15 protein-coding genes are annotated in these 14,837 nt (G+C 58.9%); 13 read left to right on the top strand and 2 right to left on the bottom strand.

Features of this window, described 5'->3' with window-relative positions; all coding sequences use genetic code 11:
* Positions 1–30: 30 nt before the first annotated feature.
* The gene (locus BLP82_RS13620) at positions 31–1,989 is read right to left on the bottom strand and encodes a hypothetical protein (RefSeq protein WP_092168565.1); all 1,959 of its coding nucleotides are present in this window, start codon (positions 1,987–1,989) and stop codon (positions 31–33) included.
* 308 nt (positions 1,990–2,297) lie between these two features.
* On the opposite strand from BLP82_RS13620, the gene BLP82_RS13625 reads away from it, so the two are divergent.
* The 12 genes from BLP82_RS13625 to BLP82_RS13680 all read left to right on the top strand — a co-directional run bounded on the left by BLP82_RS13625 (position 2,298) and on the right by BLP82_RS13680 (position 12,050).
* Positions 2,298–3,122: a substrate-binding periplasmic protein gene (locus BLP82_RS13625; RefSeq protein ID WP_092168568.1), complete on the top strand. Its 825-nt coding sequence runs from the start codon at positions 2,298–2,300 to the stop codon at positions 3,120–3,122.
* A 9-nt stretch (positions 3,123–3,131) separates the two neighbouring features.
* Entirely contained in the window at positions 3,132–3,491 is a 360-nt protein-coding gene (locus BLP82_RS13630; protein ID WP_072406275.1) for a DUF4398 domain-containing protein, read from the top strand.
* Complete coding sequence (locus BLP82_RS13635; RefSeq protein ID WP_014339473.1) at positions 3,488–4,297, top strand: OmpA family protein; 810 nt, start codon at positions 3,488–3,490, stop codon at positions 4,295–4,297. Before BLP82_RS13630 ends, BLP82_RS13635 begins: the two co-directional genes overlap by 4 nt.
* Before the next feature lie 200 nt (positions 4,298–4,497).
* Positions 4,498–5,940 (top strand): aminotransferase-like domain-containing protein, encoded by a 1,443-nt coding sequence (locus tag BLP82_RS13640; protein ID WP_092168571.1) that lies wholly within the window; start codon positions 4,498–4,500, stop codon positions 5,938–5,940.
* A gap of 85 nt (positions 5,941–6,025) precedes the next feature.
* A complete protein-coding gene (locus BLP82_RS13645) occupies positions 6,026–6,505 on the top strand; it encodes a translation initiation factor 2 (RefSeq protein WP_092168747.1) in 480 nt (159 codons plus the stop codon).
* Between the two features lie 150 nt (positions 6,506–6,655).
* The gene (locus BLP82_RS13650; protein ID WP_060741261.1) at positions 6,656–6,910 is read left to right on the top strand and encodes a YkgJ family cysteine cluster protein; all 255 of its coding nucleotides are present in this window, start codon (positions 6,656–6,658) and stop codon (positions 6,908–6,910) included.
* 53 nt (positions 6,911–6,963) lie between these two features.
* Positions 6,964–7,572 carry an START domain-containing protein gene (locus BLP82_RS13655; RefSeq protein ID WP_092168574.1) on the top strand — a complete coding sequence of 203 codons (609 nt, stop codon included), beginning with the start codon at positions 6,964–6,966 and terminating at the stop codon, positions 7,570–7,572.
* A 140-nt stretch (positions 7,573–7,712) separates the two neighbouring features.
* Positions 7,713–7,949: a hypothetical protein gene (locus BLP82_RS13660; protein ID WP_072406264.1), complete on the top strand. Its 237-nt coding sequence runs from the start codon at positions 7,713–7,715 to the stop codon at positions 7,947–7,949.
* A gap of 201 nt (positions 7,950–8,150) precedes the next feature.
* Complete coding sequence (locus BLP82_RS13665) at positions 8,151–8,492, top strand: ribonuclease E inhibitor RraB (RefSeq protein WP_003179463.1); 342 nt, start codon at positions 8,151–8,153, stop codon at positions 8,490–8,492.
* Positions 8,493–8,880: 388 nt separating this feature from the next.
* Positions 8,881–10,290, top strand: a complete 1,410-nt coding sequence (locus tag BLP82_RS13670; protein ID WP_060741264.1) for a circularly permuted type 2 ATP-grasp protein — start codon at positions 8,881–8,883, stop codon at positions 10,288–10,290.
* Positions 10,291–10,299: 9 nt separating this feature from the next.
* Positions 10,300–11,250, top strand: coding sequence for an alpha-E domain-containing protein (locus BLP82_RS13675; protein WP_092168577.1), 951 nt, complete (start codon positions 10,300–10,302; stop codon positions 11,248–11,250).
* Entirely contained in the window at positions 11,247–12,050 is an 804-nt protein-coding gene (locus tag BLP82_RS13680; protein ID WP_092168580.1) for a transglutaminase family protein, read from the top strand. Before BLP82_RS13675 ends, BLP82_RS13680 begins: the two co-directional genes overlap by 4 nt.
* A 141-nt stretch (positions 12,051–12,191) precedes the next feature.
* Here the strand turns inward: BLP82_RS13680 and BLP82_RS13685 are convergent, their stop codons facing one another.
* Positions 12,192–13,004 (bottom strand): c-type cytochrome, encoded by an 813-nt coding sequence (locus BLP82_RS13685; protein ID WP_092168750.1) that lies wholly within the window; start codon positions 13,002–13,004, stop codon positions 12,192–12,194.
* 611 nt (positions 13,005–13,615) lie between these two features.
* Between BLP82_RS13685 and BLP82_RS13690 the strand changes: the two genes are divergently transcribed.
* The gene (locus tag BLP82_RS13690; protein WP_092168583.1) at positions 13,616–14,821 is read left to right on the top strand and encodes an acetyl-CoA C-acetyltransferase; all 1,206 of its coding nucleotides are present in this window, start codon (positions 13,616–13,618) and stop codon (positions 14,819–14,821) included.
* Positions 14,822–14,837 lie beyond the last annotated feature (16 nt).

Here is a 14,837-nt window from a genome sequence, read left to right on the forward strand (position 1 = left end):
ATGCCTGTTCAACGGGGCGTGTAGTGGATCTCAGGGCCAGTTTCTGACCAGGAGACCGTCGGGCCCAACCGTGTAGTTCGACGGGCGTCCCAGGCCAGGGATAATTGGCTTTCTTCCGAGGCTATTGAAGTTCTCATTGTCATGGCTGCCGTAGCATTCGATCGCAACGTTGTTGCTCGATCGATGAGCGGTTGAGCTACCCAGGCTCAAGGTGTTCCCTGTGGCCGCTTTATAGGCAGACGCGTCGAAGACGCAGTCAACGACACTGACGAATCCCACTTGAGGGGTGTCCAGGGAAATATCGTTATCGTTGTAGTTGCTTCCAAACTTCACGACCACATTCTCGAGGCTCAAGCTTTTTAGCTGGGCGTGCCCACCCCAATAGCATCTGAGACGGCTGGCGCTGGAGTCGCGAATATGAATCTCCGATTTTCTGCTGCCCATCAAGAAGCCATAGACTGCGTCGACATCGATCACTTTCAGGCAAAAATGCACTTTGCTCTGGCGAGTGTCCGCTGCGCCAACGCGCAATATAAAACCGCGCGATGGTGGCATTCTTATTTTTTCAAGCCTGATATTGACGACGTCGGAATCGGCACCATTGAATGGAAGGAAGGCATAATCGAATGAGATACCGCCTTGCGCTGTCGTGGCGTCTACGCCGCTGATATTGATATTTCTCGGAGGGAGTAGTTTGCGTTGGTTATTATAGTGATCCTCAGTGGGGAAACTGATCAGTTCGCAGGCCTGTTTGCTGAAGATTTTTATATTTCTAATAAGAATATTCGAAGGTAGTGCGTAGGTTTCAGGTTGATCCATCAGTCTTATTGCGCTGTCGTCAAGGACCAGTATGCACGTTGTTCGCGTCTGTGCTTTATCTACGAACTGAAAGGTGCAGTTCTCTACGATCAGCGTCCCTCGTAGTTCTCCATAGTCGGTGCGCATGCCCAGGGCGCTCCAGGAACGTGTCATGAACTTGCAATCGAGGATCTCGATGACTGAGTCATCGCTGCCTGTTCCAAATGAGCAGCCTTTTCCATGAAAGACGCAATTTCTGACCTGAATGTCTTGAGCATTGAAATGACAGTGGAAAGCTTCCAGTTCGGAATCAACGACGCTGACATTACGAACATTATTGCCGTCAATCGTTTTCCAGCCGGTATTTCCGGAGATGTTGGAGAAGCTCATTTTTAAACATGCATTGAGAATCACGTCATAGATGGCTTTCGGGGAAATTCCTGGCTGATAAGCCGGCCACCCGTATCCAGGAAGATTGACCCCGTAAAAGGAGACATCGTAACAGTCGCTGCAACGGGTGAGCGCATAGTAAGTATCGTCAAAAGTCTTGCAGATACAACGTAAGCCGATCACGTCTACCAGGTCTCGATTGATTTGAAAAATCGGGAAGGTGACCGGTCCCTTGACCTCTATGGAGGGAGCCTTGATCTGCAATCTGCTTTGCGGAAGCTTGCGTAATTTAATCGTTACCGTTGCAGACCTGGAGTAATCAAAGCTCAACGGATAGACCAATCGACCGTATTTGGTCATGAGCGTGACCGTACTTTTCTTTTGAGGCGCATTTCTGTCGCCATTGCGGAAAATATAAGTATCGTCACTGGACACTACGACAAAACTTTCGGCATATTCATCAATGATATCGCTGGGCAGTGTGCCGCTGAGATCTGTGCCCAGATAAATCAGATGCGTGGGAGCAAAGTCACCCTTGGCGACAGAAAAACTCCGCTGCTTGCGTTGCTCCGGATGTTCCATGATCGCCAGGCCGCCTGAGTCCATGATCAAATGAGCGTTGGCAAAATCTAGATTGGTGTAAATCAGGACTTGCTGTTTTATTAGAAACCGGCCCGTCGCCGAGATGGTTTTGTTCTCAAGGAAAGCTGCATCGGAGCACCGTTGAAAGGCGAGGGCATCGTCAGTGATGCCATCGCCAGTAGCACCGAAATCCCGAACATCAAGGTAGGAATTGTTCATTTTCTTTTCCTCATGTTTTTTGTTGTTTGCAGTACGTCGGAACCGGTCGTGATCCGGGTTGACCACTCAGTAAATCTACAGGGTAGATGAGTGTTAATTAGTGGAGGTGTTTTCGGTGTTGCGTTAAGTTTCGGGTTAGCCCCTGAGATGCAGCGACTCATTTTTGTATTTGACTGGCGTCTTACCCTATGGTGAGGTCTCGAGTTTTCGATAGTTGCCCGTACCCGTGACATTTCCCTTTAGGAACAGAGATCATAACTGTCGGAGCGACATCCGCTTTCCAACCGGTATCTGCACAGGAATTAAAGATGGACAGGTTTTACATCGCTGCGCTGTCGCTACTGTTAGGCTTGTCCACGGTATCTTCGGACGTCTTGGCGTTGGGCAAATGTGAACGCCTGATCGCCACCGGCAGCCCGGACGCACCGCCTTACCTCTGGCAAGACCCTCAGGACCCCAAGCACCTGATCGGCGCTGGCGCAGACCTGCTGGCACAAGTGGCAGGCGAACTGGGGATCAAGATCGAGCTGCTTTACGCTGGCAAGCGCGCCCAGGCACTGGATGAAGTGCGCAGTGGGCGCATGGACCTGCTCACCGACGCGCCACTGAGCAGCACGGGGCTTGAAGCGCTGGATTACGTCCACCCGCCCTTGCTGGAAAACGATTACCTGGTCTGGACCCGCAAGGACTCGACGCTGGTCATCAACCAGCCCGGGGACCTTCATGGTCACCCCGGTGCCTTGTCGGAAAAATCCCGAATGACCCAGGGATTTGGCGTTTTTGCCGAGCAGCAATTGTCCCTGGTGCGCACGCCCAATCTGACCCAGGCCTTTCAGAAATTGCTGTTGGGAGAGGTGGAATATATCCTGGCGGGTCGCTATTCGGGTCTGGCGATGGCGCAGACACTGGGCATGGCCAACGACCTGCAAGCCGCACCGCAACCGGTGGACAAACCCGGGCTGTTCCTCGCGGTTTCCCATAACTCCGCCTGCAATGACCCATGGTTACGCGGACAGCTGGCGCAAAAGATGACAGAATTGGCCGCGTCCGGTCTGACGGAGGCTGTGTTGCAGCGCAATCTCGAACGCTGGAAAACACAGTTGCAGCCGCCTGTCAGTGCCCCAAAACAGTAGGGAACATTAGTGACTATTCGACCTCTTTTCGCTGCCCTGGCCGTTCTGGCTCTGGCGGGCTGCGCAGCCGATCCGGCGCCGAATGAACAGATCCGCCTGACCGAACAGGCACTGCAGCAAGCCCGGGCCGTTGGCGCCACCGCCGATGAAGTGCCCGAATTGAAACTGGCTGAAGAAAAATTCGCCCGAGCCAAATCCAACATGGCCGACGAATCCTACAAGAAGGCGCGCATGCGGGCCGAACAGGCTGAACTCGACGCCCGCCTGGCCGAAGCGAAGGTGCTGACCCTCAAGAGCCAGGAGCAACTGAACGTGCTCGACACTCGCATCAAGCGCTTGCGCAAACAGCTGAGGGAGGATGCCCAATGAAGCACTCCCACGTATTGGGCGGTCTGGTCCTCGCCGGCCTGGCCAGCTTGTATGGCTGCGCCGGCCAACGCAGCGAAGCGGCGCTCGAGCAGGCCAGCACCGATTTCCAGAAGGTCAAGGAAGACGCCAACGTATTGCGTGCCGCGCCTCGGGATGTGATCCGCGCCGGGGAGTCCCTGGCCCGTGCCGATCGTTTGTCCAGCTACTGGGGCAGCGGCGAGGATGTGCAACATTACGCCTACCTGAGCCAGCGCTACAGTGCGATCGCCCGGGAGCACAGCAATCAGGTGCTCAACGAAGAGCGCGCGGCGAAGCTTGAACTGGAGCGTCAGCGCCTGCAGTTGGCCCTGCGCGAATCCAAGTTGCTGAGTGTGCAGCAGCAAGGCAAATGGCTTGAAGAACAGATCATGGCGATGGCGACCACCCAGACCGATCGCGGCCTGGTAATGACCCTGGGCGACGTGCTGTTCGACACCGGCGAAGCGGAACTGAAGAACTCGGCCAACCGGGTGGTGCTCAAGATTGTGCAGTTCTTGCAGCTCAATCCCAAGCGCGTGGTGCGTATCGAGGGGTATACCGACAGCACGGGCGGTAAGCAGGAAAACCTCAAGCTCTCTCGCGATCGCGCGCAAGCGGTCGCGGATGTGCTGGTGGACCTGGGGATTGATGAAAAGCGCATCCAGGTCGAAGGCTACGGTGATGAGTACCCGGTGGACGTCAACGCTTCCGAGCGGGGCCGGGCCCAGAACCGTCGCGTTGAAATTGTGTTCTCCGACGAAAAAGGCCAGCTCGGCGCCGCCCGCTAAGGGTTGCGTCACTGGAAAACCCGGCCCCTGTAGCAGGCGCCGGGTTTTTTTAGCCCTTTAATCGATGCAGGATGAGTACAGTTAGAGCTGTCACTCCACTGTACTGTCGAGTAATCTGGCAACTGTCCCAGTACACTTCTAAACTGTTCCGGTATCGTTTCCGACAAGAATAAAATACCCGTGAAATCGAGTGCTGCGTCATGACCAACCTCCTGCTCTATCAACGTATTGCGCAACAGCTGGCTGAAGACATCCGGCGCGGTGTGTATCAGCCCGGTGAACGCGTGCCTTCGGTGCGCAAGATGAGTTCGCAGCTCAACGTCAGCCATGCCACGGTGTTGCAGGCCTACGCGAACCTTGAAGATCAGGGGCTGATTCGCGCGCGGCCGCAATCGGGCTACTACGTGCACCAGACACCGGCCCTGACGGCACCGACACCGGACATCGCCCGGGTAGAGCGCCCGGGGCTGGTGACGCGCAGCAGCATCATCCAGCAGGTATTGGTCGAGTCGCGCCGCGAAGGGGTGTTCCCCCTGGGCGCGGCGGTGCCGAGTGTCGACTACCTGCCTGTCCGGGCCCTGCATCAGCAATTGGCCAAGGTCACGCGTTTCCACAGCCCACGGGCGTTCAGCTACATGTTCAGCCCGGGCTTCGAGCCGTTGCGGCGCCAAGTGGCGATTCGCATGCGTGACGCCGGTGTCGTGGTGGACCCTTCTGAGGTGGTGATCACCCACGGTTGCGTCGATGCGCTGCAGATGTCCTTGCGGGTGTTGACGCGGCCGGGGGACTTGATCGCCGCCGAGTCGCCGACCTATTACGGCTTGCTGCAACTGGCGGATCTGTTGGGCCTCAAGGTCATCGAGATCCCCAGCGATCCGGTCACCGGCATGAGCCTGGAGGCCTTGCAGTTGGCGGCCAACCAGTGGTCGATCAAGGCGCTGGTACTGACCACGCGCCTGAGCAATCCCCTCGGCGGCACCATGCCCGAGGAGCGGCAAAAGCAACTGCTGCGCCTGGCGTCGGACTTCGACATCCAGATCGTCGAGGACGATATCTATGGCGAGCTGATGTTCGAGCAGGGGCGCACCAAGGCCCTCAAGGCCTACGATCGGCTGGACCGGGTCATCTACTGTTCGAGCTTTTCCAAGACGTTGTCGCCGGGTGTGCGCATCGGTTGGATGATCGCGGGGAAATTCCAGCAGGAAATCCAGCGGCTTCAGACCTTCAGCACTCACTCGGCGTGCAGCGTTACGCAGATGGGCATTGCCGCCTACCTGGAAAACGGCGGCTATGACCGGCACCTGCGCTATATCCGCCAGGAGTACCGCAAGAACCTCAGCGCCTTTCAGCTGGCGGTGCAACAGCACTTCCCCGAAGGCACGCAAATGAGCCGTCCCAACGGCGGTTTCATCCTGTGGGTCAGCCTGCCGGGACGGGTCAATACCCAGGAGTTGCATGTGCGGGCATTGCAACAAGGCATCAGTATCGCGCCAGGGCTGATTTTCAGTAACACCGAGCAGTTCAACCACTGCATTCGTTTGAACTGCGGTACCCCCTGGAACCGTGAGGCAGAGCGGGCCTTGATGACGCTGGGGTTGTTGGCGACTCAATTGTGCCAAGAAACGGCCAACGGGTTTCTATAGAAATCAGCGGCTTAGCTTGATGTGCTTGTCAGCGCCTCATTATCAGGCGAGCATGGGCTTTTCTGCCGTCAGTGCCGTTGTGTCTATGAGAGCCAATGTTCCTGTTGCCTGGGTTTTGATCGGCCTGTTCAGTGCCTTCCAAATGGGAGGCGCCGTCTTGGCGGCTCCGGCGCAGGAAAAACCGGTCGTCAGTGCCACGAAGAATGCGCCGGAAAAAACCTCAGTGGCCAAGAAGCCGTCCGCTAAAAAGGCGGTTGCGGCGAAGAAAAAAAAGCGTGCGCCCATTGCTTCCAAGAGCAAATCCGCCCGTGAGGTCGCCAAGACGCCATTGCCTCCGGCCAAGCTGGACCTGAGCCTGCCCCATGACATGGTCGAAGAGCTGCAGCCACCAGGTAAGGTAGCGCCGCCCAAGCGCGAACCGCTCTTGCCGTCAATGTTCGGAGAGAAACCCGGACCGTTCCAGCTCAATGGCCGGTTGTTGAGCAATGAAATGCAACTGCCGCTGCGCAATCAGGAGCGCAACGAGGTGGAAGGCGCAGCGCTGGATTTCGAATTCAAGCAGTAAGCCTTCCACAGGGCATGCAGCTCGTCGCTGACCGTTCGGTCATTTGGCCAACGGCAAAAAAACACGCAGACGGTAATTTAAAACGAGTGTTTTAGCCGTTACTCTGTCTTCTGTTACTCATCATTACCCGCCGCGAGGATTGTTGCCGTCATGAAGTGCCGTGAAGGCTGTGGCGCCTGTTGCATCGCCCCTTCCATCAGCTCACCTATCCCTGGCATGCCCCAAGGCAAACCGGCGGGAGAACGTTGTGTGCAACTATCGGTCGATAACCTGTGCCGGATCTTCGGCCAGCCCGAGCGTCCGGCGGTGTGCTCGGCGTTCGAAGCCGACATTGAGGTGTGCGGCGGCAGCCGTGAAGAGGCCATCCGCCTGATCGGTTGGTGGGAGCAAGTCACGGCAGCGTAATGGGTCAATGAACAGATCCGAAATGAACGAACTTGGACAATAAGGAAAAAACTATGGGTTCGCTGCATCGTATGGCTGTGTTGTGTGGGTTGACCGTGTTGCTGGCGACGGCCACCGCCCAGGCAGAGGACTGGCAGGTTGCCAAGGAAAAGGAAGGTATCAAGGTTTCCCTCAGTGAAGTGGCGGGCTCCAAGTACAAGGCCTATCGCGGCGTGACGGTGATGAAAACCACCATGGCCAAGCTGCGGGCCCTGCAGGAAGACGTTCCCGGCGCCTGCGCCTGGATTCATGAGTGCAAGAGCCAGAAACTGCTCAAGCACGAAGGCGACAAGAGCTGGACTTATACCCAGTTCAACACGCCATGGCCGGTGACGCCACGGGACTCGGTGCTGGAAGTCACCACCGAGGAGGGGGCCGACGGCAGCCTGACCCGCAAGCTCAAGGGTGTGCCGACATACCTGCCTGAGGAGCAAGGTTTCGTACGGGTGGCCCAGGTCGACGGCTTCTGGAAGTTCACGCCAAAGGGCGCGGACCAGATTGAAGTCGTTTATCAGGTCCACACCGAACCGGGTGGTGACGTGCCGTCCTGGCTGGCGAACAAGTTCGTGGTGGATGCGCCGTTCAACACCCTCAAAGCCCTGAAGGAACGCGCCGAAAAGTGATCGGCCAAGGCCGCACAAAACAGACCGCCCCCGAGGCGGTCTTTTCATGTGTGCCGTCCAAGCACCCAGCGGAACGATTGTCCGCCGCTCAATGTCGAGATGAAGGTAAGCCCTGCCCTGAATTGATCAAGGAGACACTGATGCAAAAGTGGGAAATCACTTTCATTGACGATCACGGTGAAACCACCGTCGAGCAGTTCGACTATGACCACAAGCCCACCATGGAGCAGGCCGCCCAACTGATCCGCGAAAGGTTGCTACCCGTGCTCAGCCAGTTGGACCTCAACGACCTGGTTGACCGCACCGAAGACCCGACAGTCAAGAACCTCAAGTCCCAAAACAGCATCGAAATCCTCAGCATTACACCGATTTCATGAAACGTTGCCTGGTCTCGCTTGGCAGTGGCCACCACTTGCGGCTACTCTGCAATTGAGATCAGCGAAAGGATCGCCAAGGTCCGGTCTTGTCAGCTACATGCTTGTGTCCCGACGGCCATTTGATGCCGTACCGCTTGCAGCCTGAAGGCTTCACGCACGGGAAGACGGAAAGTCTATCCATCGGTTTTAGGAGGACGTTTCATGAGCACAGCCTATCAAGAAGACATCAGCACCAGCGTATTGCGCCGCATGAAAGAAGGCGGTTTTGATTTTTCCCGATTCCATCCCATTGAGTTCTACGCCATTTTCCCGGACGAGGAGCGGGCGCGCAGGGCGGCAGGTCATTTTCGGGGCGAATCGTTGAACGCGCAGATCAGTGCACGGGACGACGGGGCTTGGTCATTGGAACTGAGCCGGGTGATGTACGCCACTTACGATGATATTGGCGACTTCGAGCAAGACTTCGAGGCAGTTGTCGAACCCTTGGGGGGGGTTATCGAGGGTTGGGGCGTCAAGCAAGAGATCCGGCGCCTGCAGGCCTGACAGTCATTCACCGCAACCACAGCAACGGCTGACCTTTGTGTCGGCCGTTTTCATGTCTGTGAGCTAACCGAGAGTCCCTGTGGGAGCCGAGCTTGCTCGCGATGGCGGCTGCACGATCAACATCTTACCCGCTGACACACCACAATCACTTCCCCAGGTTTTGTACCTAACTGTATCCAGACCAGGCCGCTTCGTTTTTCCATGACTATGCTCATGAAAGCGACGCCCCTGCGTCGCAATGAAGCGGGGGCAGCGGGTTGGGGGCATTTGCCGCACTATAAAAGTGCGCGGCCTCTCAATGGAGATTCCAACCCGTTGATCATAAAGCGTTTATGCCGATGGCACGGGGCTTGCGAAGCCTTGCTGCCAGGGTGACAAGGAGCACGGCATGATCCGCAGCGGTTTTGATGAAATGTACGATGCCGACGGCCAGGTCCGCCCGCACTACCAGGCGTTTGCCCGCTGGCTGGCCGACACGCCTGACGAGCTTCTGGCGCAGCGCAGGCGCGAAGCCGACCTGTTGTTTCACCGTGCCGGCATTACGTTCACGCTCTACGGGGACGAGCAAGGCACCGAACGCCTGATCCCGTTCGACACGATCCCGCGCAGCATCCCGGCCAGCGAATGGCGGGTGGTCGAACGTGGCTGCATTCAACGGGTCAAGGCGCTGAACATGTTCCTGGCCGACCTCTACCACGAACAGCGGATCATCCGGGCCGGCATCATCCCCGCCGAACAGGTGCTGGCCAACGAGCAGTACCAACTGGCGATGCAAGGGCTCGATCTGCACCGTGACATCTACGCGCACATTTGCGGTGTCGACCTGGTACGCGACGGTGACGGCACCTACTACGTGCTCGAAGACAATCTGCGTACGCCCAGCGGCGTCAGCTACATGCTCGAAGACCGCAAGATGATGATGCGCCTGTTTCCCGAGCTGTTCGCCGCCCAGCGCATCGCCCCCATCGATCATTATCCGAATCTGCTGCTCGACACCCTGAAAAGCTCCAGTCCGCTGGACGACCCCAGCGTCGTGGTACTGACGCCGGGGCGTTTCAACAGTGCATTTTTCGAACACGCATTCCTGGCCCGGGAGATGGGCGTGGAGTTGGTGGAAGGCGCTGACCTGTTCGTACGGGATGACAAAGTGTTCATGCGCACCACCGACGGGCCGAAGGCGGTGGATGTGATCTACCGTCGCCTCGACGACGCGTTCCTCGATCCACTGGCCTTCAATCCGGATTCGATGCTCGGCGTACCGGGGCTGTTGTCCTCCTACCGTTCCGGTAACGTGGTGCTGGCCAATGCCATCGGCACGGGGGTGGCGGACGACAAGTCGGTGTACCCGTTCGTCACCGACATGATCCGTTTTTACCTGGACGAAGAGCCGATCCTGAAGAACGTTCCTACATGGCAGTGCCGTAATCCTGCAGAGCTTTCCCATGTACTGGCGAATCTTCCCGACCTGGTGGTCAAGGAAACCCAGGGCTCCGGCGGGTATGGAATGCTGGTGGGGCCGGCCGCGACGACGGCGCAAATCGATGCCTTTCGCGAGCGGATCAAGGCCAAGCCGCACGCCTATATCGCCCAGCCGACGCTGTCGCTCTCGACGTGCCCGACCTTTGTCGAGAACGGCATCGCCCCGCGTCATATCGATTTGCGCCCGTTTGTGCTGGCCGGCCGCGAGACTCGCGTGGTTCCTGGTGGGCTGACACGGGTGGCGCTGCGCGAAGGCTCCCTGGTGGTGAACTCATCCCAGGGCGGTGGTACCAAGGACACTTGGGTGGTCGAGGATTGAGGAGCTGCCATGCTGAGTAGAACCGCCTCGGACCTGTACTGGATGTCGCGCTACCTGGAGCGGGCGGAAAACCTCGCGCGGATGCTCGACGTCAGTTATTCGTTGTCACTGATGCCCCAGGACGGGCGTGGCGACGGCCTGCACGAACTGGCCATGCCATTGCTGATCACTGGCACGCTGGACGATTACCGGGAGCGACACGGCGATCTGCACGCCGAGCGCCTGCTGCATTTCTTTGCCCTGGAAGCGGCCAACCCGGCCAGCATCTACAGCTGTCTCGGTTCCGCGCGGGCCAGTGCCCATGCGGTACGTGGCCGAATCACCGCCGACATGTGGGAAAACATCAACGCCACCTGGCTGGAAATTCGCGGTATCGGCGAGCAAGGCTTGAATCGCTACGGCATGAGCCGTTTCTGCGAGTGGATCAAGGAGCGCTCGCACCTGTTTCGTGGCGCGACCTACGGCACCATCATGCGTAATGACGCGTTTCGGTTCATTCGCCTGGGGACCTTTATCGAAAGGGCCGACAACACGCTGCGCTTGCTCGATGCCCGTTACGAAATGGCCGGCGACCAGGCCGATGCAGTCAGCGATGGCACGGCCCACGCCTACTACCAATGGAGCGCCTTGTTGCGGGCCTTGTCGTCCTTCGAGGCCTACACCGAGATCTACCGTGATGCCCCGGGCGCTCGCCATGTAGCCGAGTTGCTGCTGTTGCGCGCCGACGTGCCGCGCTCGCTGCGTGCCTGTACCGAAGAAATCGACCAGATCCTCGCAAGCCTGCCGGGCACCAACGGTCGGCAGGCACAACGGCTGGCGGCGGAAATGGACGCACGGCTGCGCTACACCGGCATCAGCGAAATCCTCGATGGGGGCCTGCATGCCTGGCTCACCGAATTCATCCCACTGGTCCGTGAACTGGGCAACACCATTCACAGTTCCTACCTGGAGGTCATATGAGACTCTCGATCAGCCACGAAACGGCCTACCACTATGACGATCAGGTTCGCGCCAGCATCCAGTACCTGCGCCTGACGCCCCACGACAGCGAACGCCAGCATGTGCTGAGCTGGCAGCTTGATTTACCACGGCCGGTGCGGGCGCAACTGGATCCGTTTGGCAACATCCTGCACGTGCTGACCCTGGATGAGCCCCACGAAACGGTCATCATCGGCGCCCGCGGACAGGTGGATATCGATCCGTTGCGCGAAGCCGAACACGAGAGCCAGTCGGCGCTGCCATTCCTGCGCTTCACCCGGCTGACCGAGGCGGACGAGGCCCTTCGAGCCTTCGCCGCGCAGCAGTGCCAGCAGCGTCGCGACCGCACAGCGTTGATCGACCTGATGCATGGGTTGAATCAGCACATGATCTACACCCCTGGCACCACGGCAGTCGAGACCAGTGCAGCCCAGGCGTTCGCCGGTCGTAGCGGGGTGTGCCAGGACCATACCCATGCCTTCCTGGCCTGCGCTCGTAGCCTGGGGGTGCCGGCACGGTATGTGTCGGGTTATCTGTTCAGCGGAGAGAGCGAGCACCTGGCGAGCCATGCCTGGGCAGAGGCCTGGCTGGACGACGCCTGGTACAGCTTCGACGTGACCAACCAACTCGCCCGCCCGGAGCGCCACCTGAAACTGGCCGTGGGCCTGGATTACCTGGACGCCTGCCCTGTGCGTGGCATGCGCCGCGGCGGTGGTGGCGAGCAGATGCATGCCAGGCTGGTCGTGACTCCGGCGCCGGTGATCACGGTGCAACAACAATAACCTTGCCCCGTAGGAGCTGCCGAAGGCTGCGATCTTTTGATCTTTTGCTTGAAACTCAAGCGTCGGGGAAAAGATCGCAGCCTCGTTGTACTCGTCAGCTCCTACGGCTTGAGGGGACAACCTCGTCACAGTGGTAGCGGATTATTGGGCTGGGGGCTGCTTGCGTCCCGCCATATGCTTCAAGTAACCCACCAGCAAATCCAGCTCCGCATCCGGCAACACCGCTGCCGAGAACCCGGGCATCTTGCCCTGGGGCCAGCGTCGCAGGCCTTGCGGGTCGCGAATGTAGCGCTTGAGGAAATCCCCGGAGAAGTATTCGGTGGGATTGAAAGGAATGTTCAGGTCAGGGCCGAACTGTGCATCGCCAGCGCCATTGAGCCGATGACACGCCAGGCAGTTCTTCTGGAACAGCGCGAAACCTTTATTGATCGGGTCGTCCTTGGCCAGGTTGGGCGCCGGCAGCAGGGCCGGGAAGCGTTCAGCCACCGCCGACAGGCGCTTGATGCTCGCTACCGCATAGGGCCATTGTTCCGGGCTGATGCGACCCGCCTGCGGGTCGGTCCAGACCAGATAGAAAGGCCCGGCACTGGACTTGCCTTCCCCCAGCGACGGCCACGGCTTGGCCGGGTCCTCGATCGCCAGCCAGGCCCGGGCCCCGCTCTTGTTGAGTAATGGCGCCGCGGGCATCTCGGCAGCGAAGCCGTCCAGGGCAACGGCCTGCAGGTGGTCGTCCGGATGGATGCCCGCCAACAGTGACGTCAGCGGCACGGCTCGATAACTCATGGGTTTCTTGTAGGAAACGTCCTCAGCAATCTCGACCGTTTGAGCGTCCGGATGCTTGAGCAGTTCTTCGGTTTGCCAGGTACGCGTGCTCGCGCCCAACTCCAGCACCAGTTGCGCGGCATAAAGGGGCGTGCTGAGCAGCAACGCCCCGAACACAATGAGAGCTTTCAAGTCGATCGCCTTCCATGTCGAGAGGGTGGCCGCAAAGGTTGGCACAGCCATCGCAGCTCGAACAGTGAACCCATCACATTTTTTGGCGACACAACGTATTGGATGAAGCAGGTGCCCCCGCGCAGGATTCAGCCAATCACCTTGGTGATATTCGGCAAAATCAACAGCAGCGTCGTGGCAAAGAGAATGAGTCCGGCTTGACGAACTTTCGAATGTTTGAACATGGCTGATCCGCCTTTTTTGTTATGTCCTGAAAACCAGCCTGCATATCCATGATGGCTGGCGTTGCACTTCCTGTTCCGACAAGCGCCTCGGCAAAACCCGACGACTAACTTGTACAAGGATTACATTAGGGGCCGCGGCCGCCTTGGCTTAGATCCAATTCGTATCAACTGGGTACTTATCGCTATTAAAACAGCATGAGGCCTATTGCCACCTTCCTGCCGGCCCTTTTGCTAGACAGCTTGCCCTCCTGAATCGGTTAACCCGATAGCTCGCTACCGTTCGTCTGAGCGTGGCCGTCAACGCCATTGAGCGCTGTGGTCATTGAATCCGGCGCCGCTGGGCTTATGGTTGGAGGCGTCGCATTACCCCGTGGTTTCGAGGATGTCATGACCCAAGCTTTGATTTTCGACGCATTACGCACGCCTCGTGGCAAGGGCAAGGCTGATGGCGCCCTGCACAGCGTCAAGCCGGTGAACCTGATGGGGGGCCTGCTCAGTGCCTTGCGCCAGCGCATGGATTTGGACACCAGCCAGGTCGACGACATCGTGCTCGGTTGCGTGACGCCCGTGGGTGAGCAGGGTGCCGATATCGCCAAGACTGCTGCGTTGGTGGCCAATTGGGATGTCCGCGTGGCCGGGGTGCAACTCAATCGTTTTTGCGCCTCGGGACTGGAAGCGGTGAACCTGGCGGCGATGAAGGTGCGCTCCGGGTTCGAAGACCTGGTGGTGGCCGGCGGCGTTGAATCCATGTCCCGGGTGCCCATGGGCAGCGATGGCGGTGCGTGGGCGCTGGACCCGCAATCCAACCTGCAGGGCCACTTCATTCCCCAGGGCATCGGCGCCGACCTGATCGCCACCCTGGAAGGCTTCAGCCGCGAGGACGTCGACCGCTACGCACTGCACTCCCAGCAAAAAGCGGCACGTGCCCGGGCCGACGGTTCGTTCGATAAATCCCTGGTCGCCGTGCGGGACCAGAATGGCATCGTGTTGCTGGACCACGACGAATTCATCCGCGCCGACTCCACCCTCGAAGGCCTGGGCAAGCTCAAGCCGAGCTTCGAAGCCATGGGCCAGATGGGCTTCGACGGCACGGCGCTGCGGGTCTACAGCCATGTCGAACGCATCCATCATGTGCACACGCCGGGCAACAGTTCCGGCATCGTCGACGGCGCGGCGCTGATGTTGATCGGTTCCGAAGCCAAGGGACGCGCCATGGGCCTGCAACCCCGGGCCCGGATCGTCGCCACGGCCGTCACCAGTACCGAACCGACCATCATGCTTACCGGCCCGGCGCCGGCCACCCGCAAGGCCTTGGGCAAGGCCGGGCTGCGGGTGGAGGATATCGACTTGTTCGAAGTCAACGAAGCCTTCGCCTCGGTGGTGCTCAAGTTCATCCGGGACATGGCCATCGACCCCGCCAAGGTCAACGTCAACGGTGGCTCCATCGCCCTGGGGCATCCCTTGGGGGCTACCGGCTGCGCAATCCTTGGCACGTTGCTCGACGAGTTGGAGGCGCGTCGCCTGCGCTATGGCCTGGCGACCCTCTGTGTCGGCGGCGGCATGGGCATTGCCACCGTCATCGAACGCCTCTGAGCCCAGACTTCAAGGA

Source organism: Pseudomonas sp. NFACC37-1 (assembly GCF_900101575.1).
Lineage (GTDB): Bacteria > Pseudomonadota > Gammaproteobacteria > Pseudomonadales > Pseudomonadaceae > Aquipseudomonas > Aquipseudomonas fluorescens_AA.

What these genes read in the sequence shown, in the direction of transcription:
- BLP82_RS13620 (WP_092168565.1), bottom strand. Translation starts at nt 1,989, where the DNA reads ATGAACAATTCCTACCTTGATGTTCGGGATTTCGGTGCTACTGGCGAT.
- BLP82_RS13625 (WP_092168568.1), top strand. Translation starts at nt 2,298, where the DNA reads ATGGACAGGTTTTACATCGCTGCGCTGTCGCTACTGTTAGGCTTGTCC.
- BLP82_RS13635 (WP_014339473.1), top strand. Translation starts at nt 3,488, where the DNA reads ATGAAGCACTCCCACGTATTGGGCGGTCTGGTCCTCGCCGGCCTGGCC.
- BLP82_RS13640 (WP_092168571.1), top strand. Translation starts at nt 4,498, where the DNA reads ATGACCAACCTCCTGCTCTATCAACGTATTGCGCAACAGCTGGCTGAA.
- BLP82_RS13645 (WP_092168747.1), top strand. Translation starts at nt 6,026, where the DNA reads ATGAGAGCCAATGTTCCTGTTGCCTGGGTTTTGATCGGCCTGTTCAGT.
- BLP82_RS13650 (WP_060741261.1), top strand. Translation starts at nt 6,656, where the DNA reads ATGAAGTGCCGTGAAGGCTGTGGCGCCTGTTGCATCGCCCCTTCCATC.
- BLP82_RS13655 (WP_092168574.1), top strand. Translation starts at nt 6,964, where the DNA reads ATGGGTTCGCTGCATCGTATGGCTGTGTTGTGTGGGTTGACCGTGTTG.
- BLP82_RS13660 (WP_072406264.1), top strand. Translation starts at nt 7,713, where the DNA reads ATGCAAAAGTGGGAAATCACTTTCATTGACGATCACGGTGAAACCACC.
- BLP82_RS13665 (WP_003179463.1), top strand. Translation starts at nt 8,151, where the DNA reads ATGAGCACAGCCTATCAAGAAGACATCAGCACCAGCGTATTGCGCCGC.
- BLP82_RS13670 (WP_060741264.1), top strand. Translation starts at nt 8,881, where the DNA reads ATGATCCGCAGCGGTTTTGATGAAATGTACGATGCCGACGGCCAGGTC.
- BLP82_RS13675 (WP_092168577.1), top strand. Translation starts at nt 10,300, where the DNA reads ATGCTGAGTAGAACCGCCTCGGACCTGTACTGGATGTCGCGCTACCTG.
- BLP82_RS13680 (WP_092168580.1), top strand. Translation starts at nt 11,247, where the DNA reads ATGAGACTCTCGATCAGCCACGAAACGGCCTACCACTATGACGATCAG.
- BLP82_RS13690 (WP_092168583.1), top strand. Translation starts at nt 13,616, where the DNA reads ATGACCCAAGCTTTGATTTTCGACGCATTACGCACGCCTCGTGGCAAG.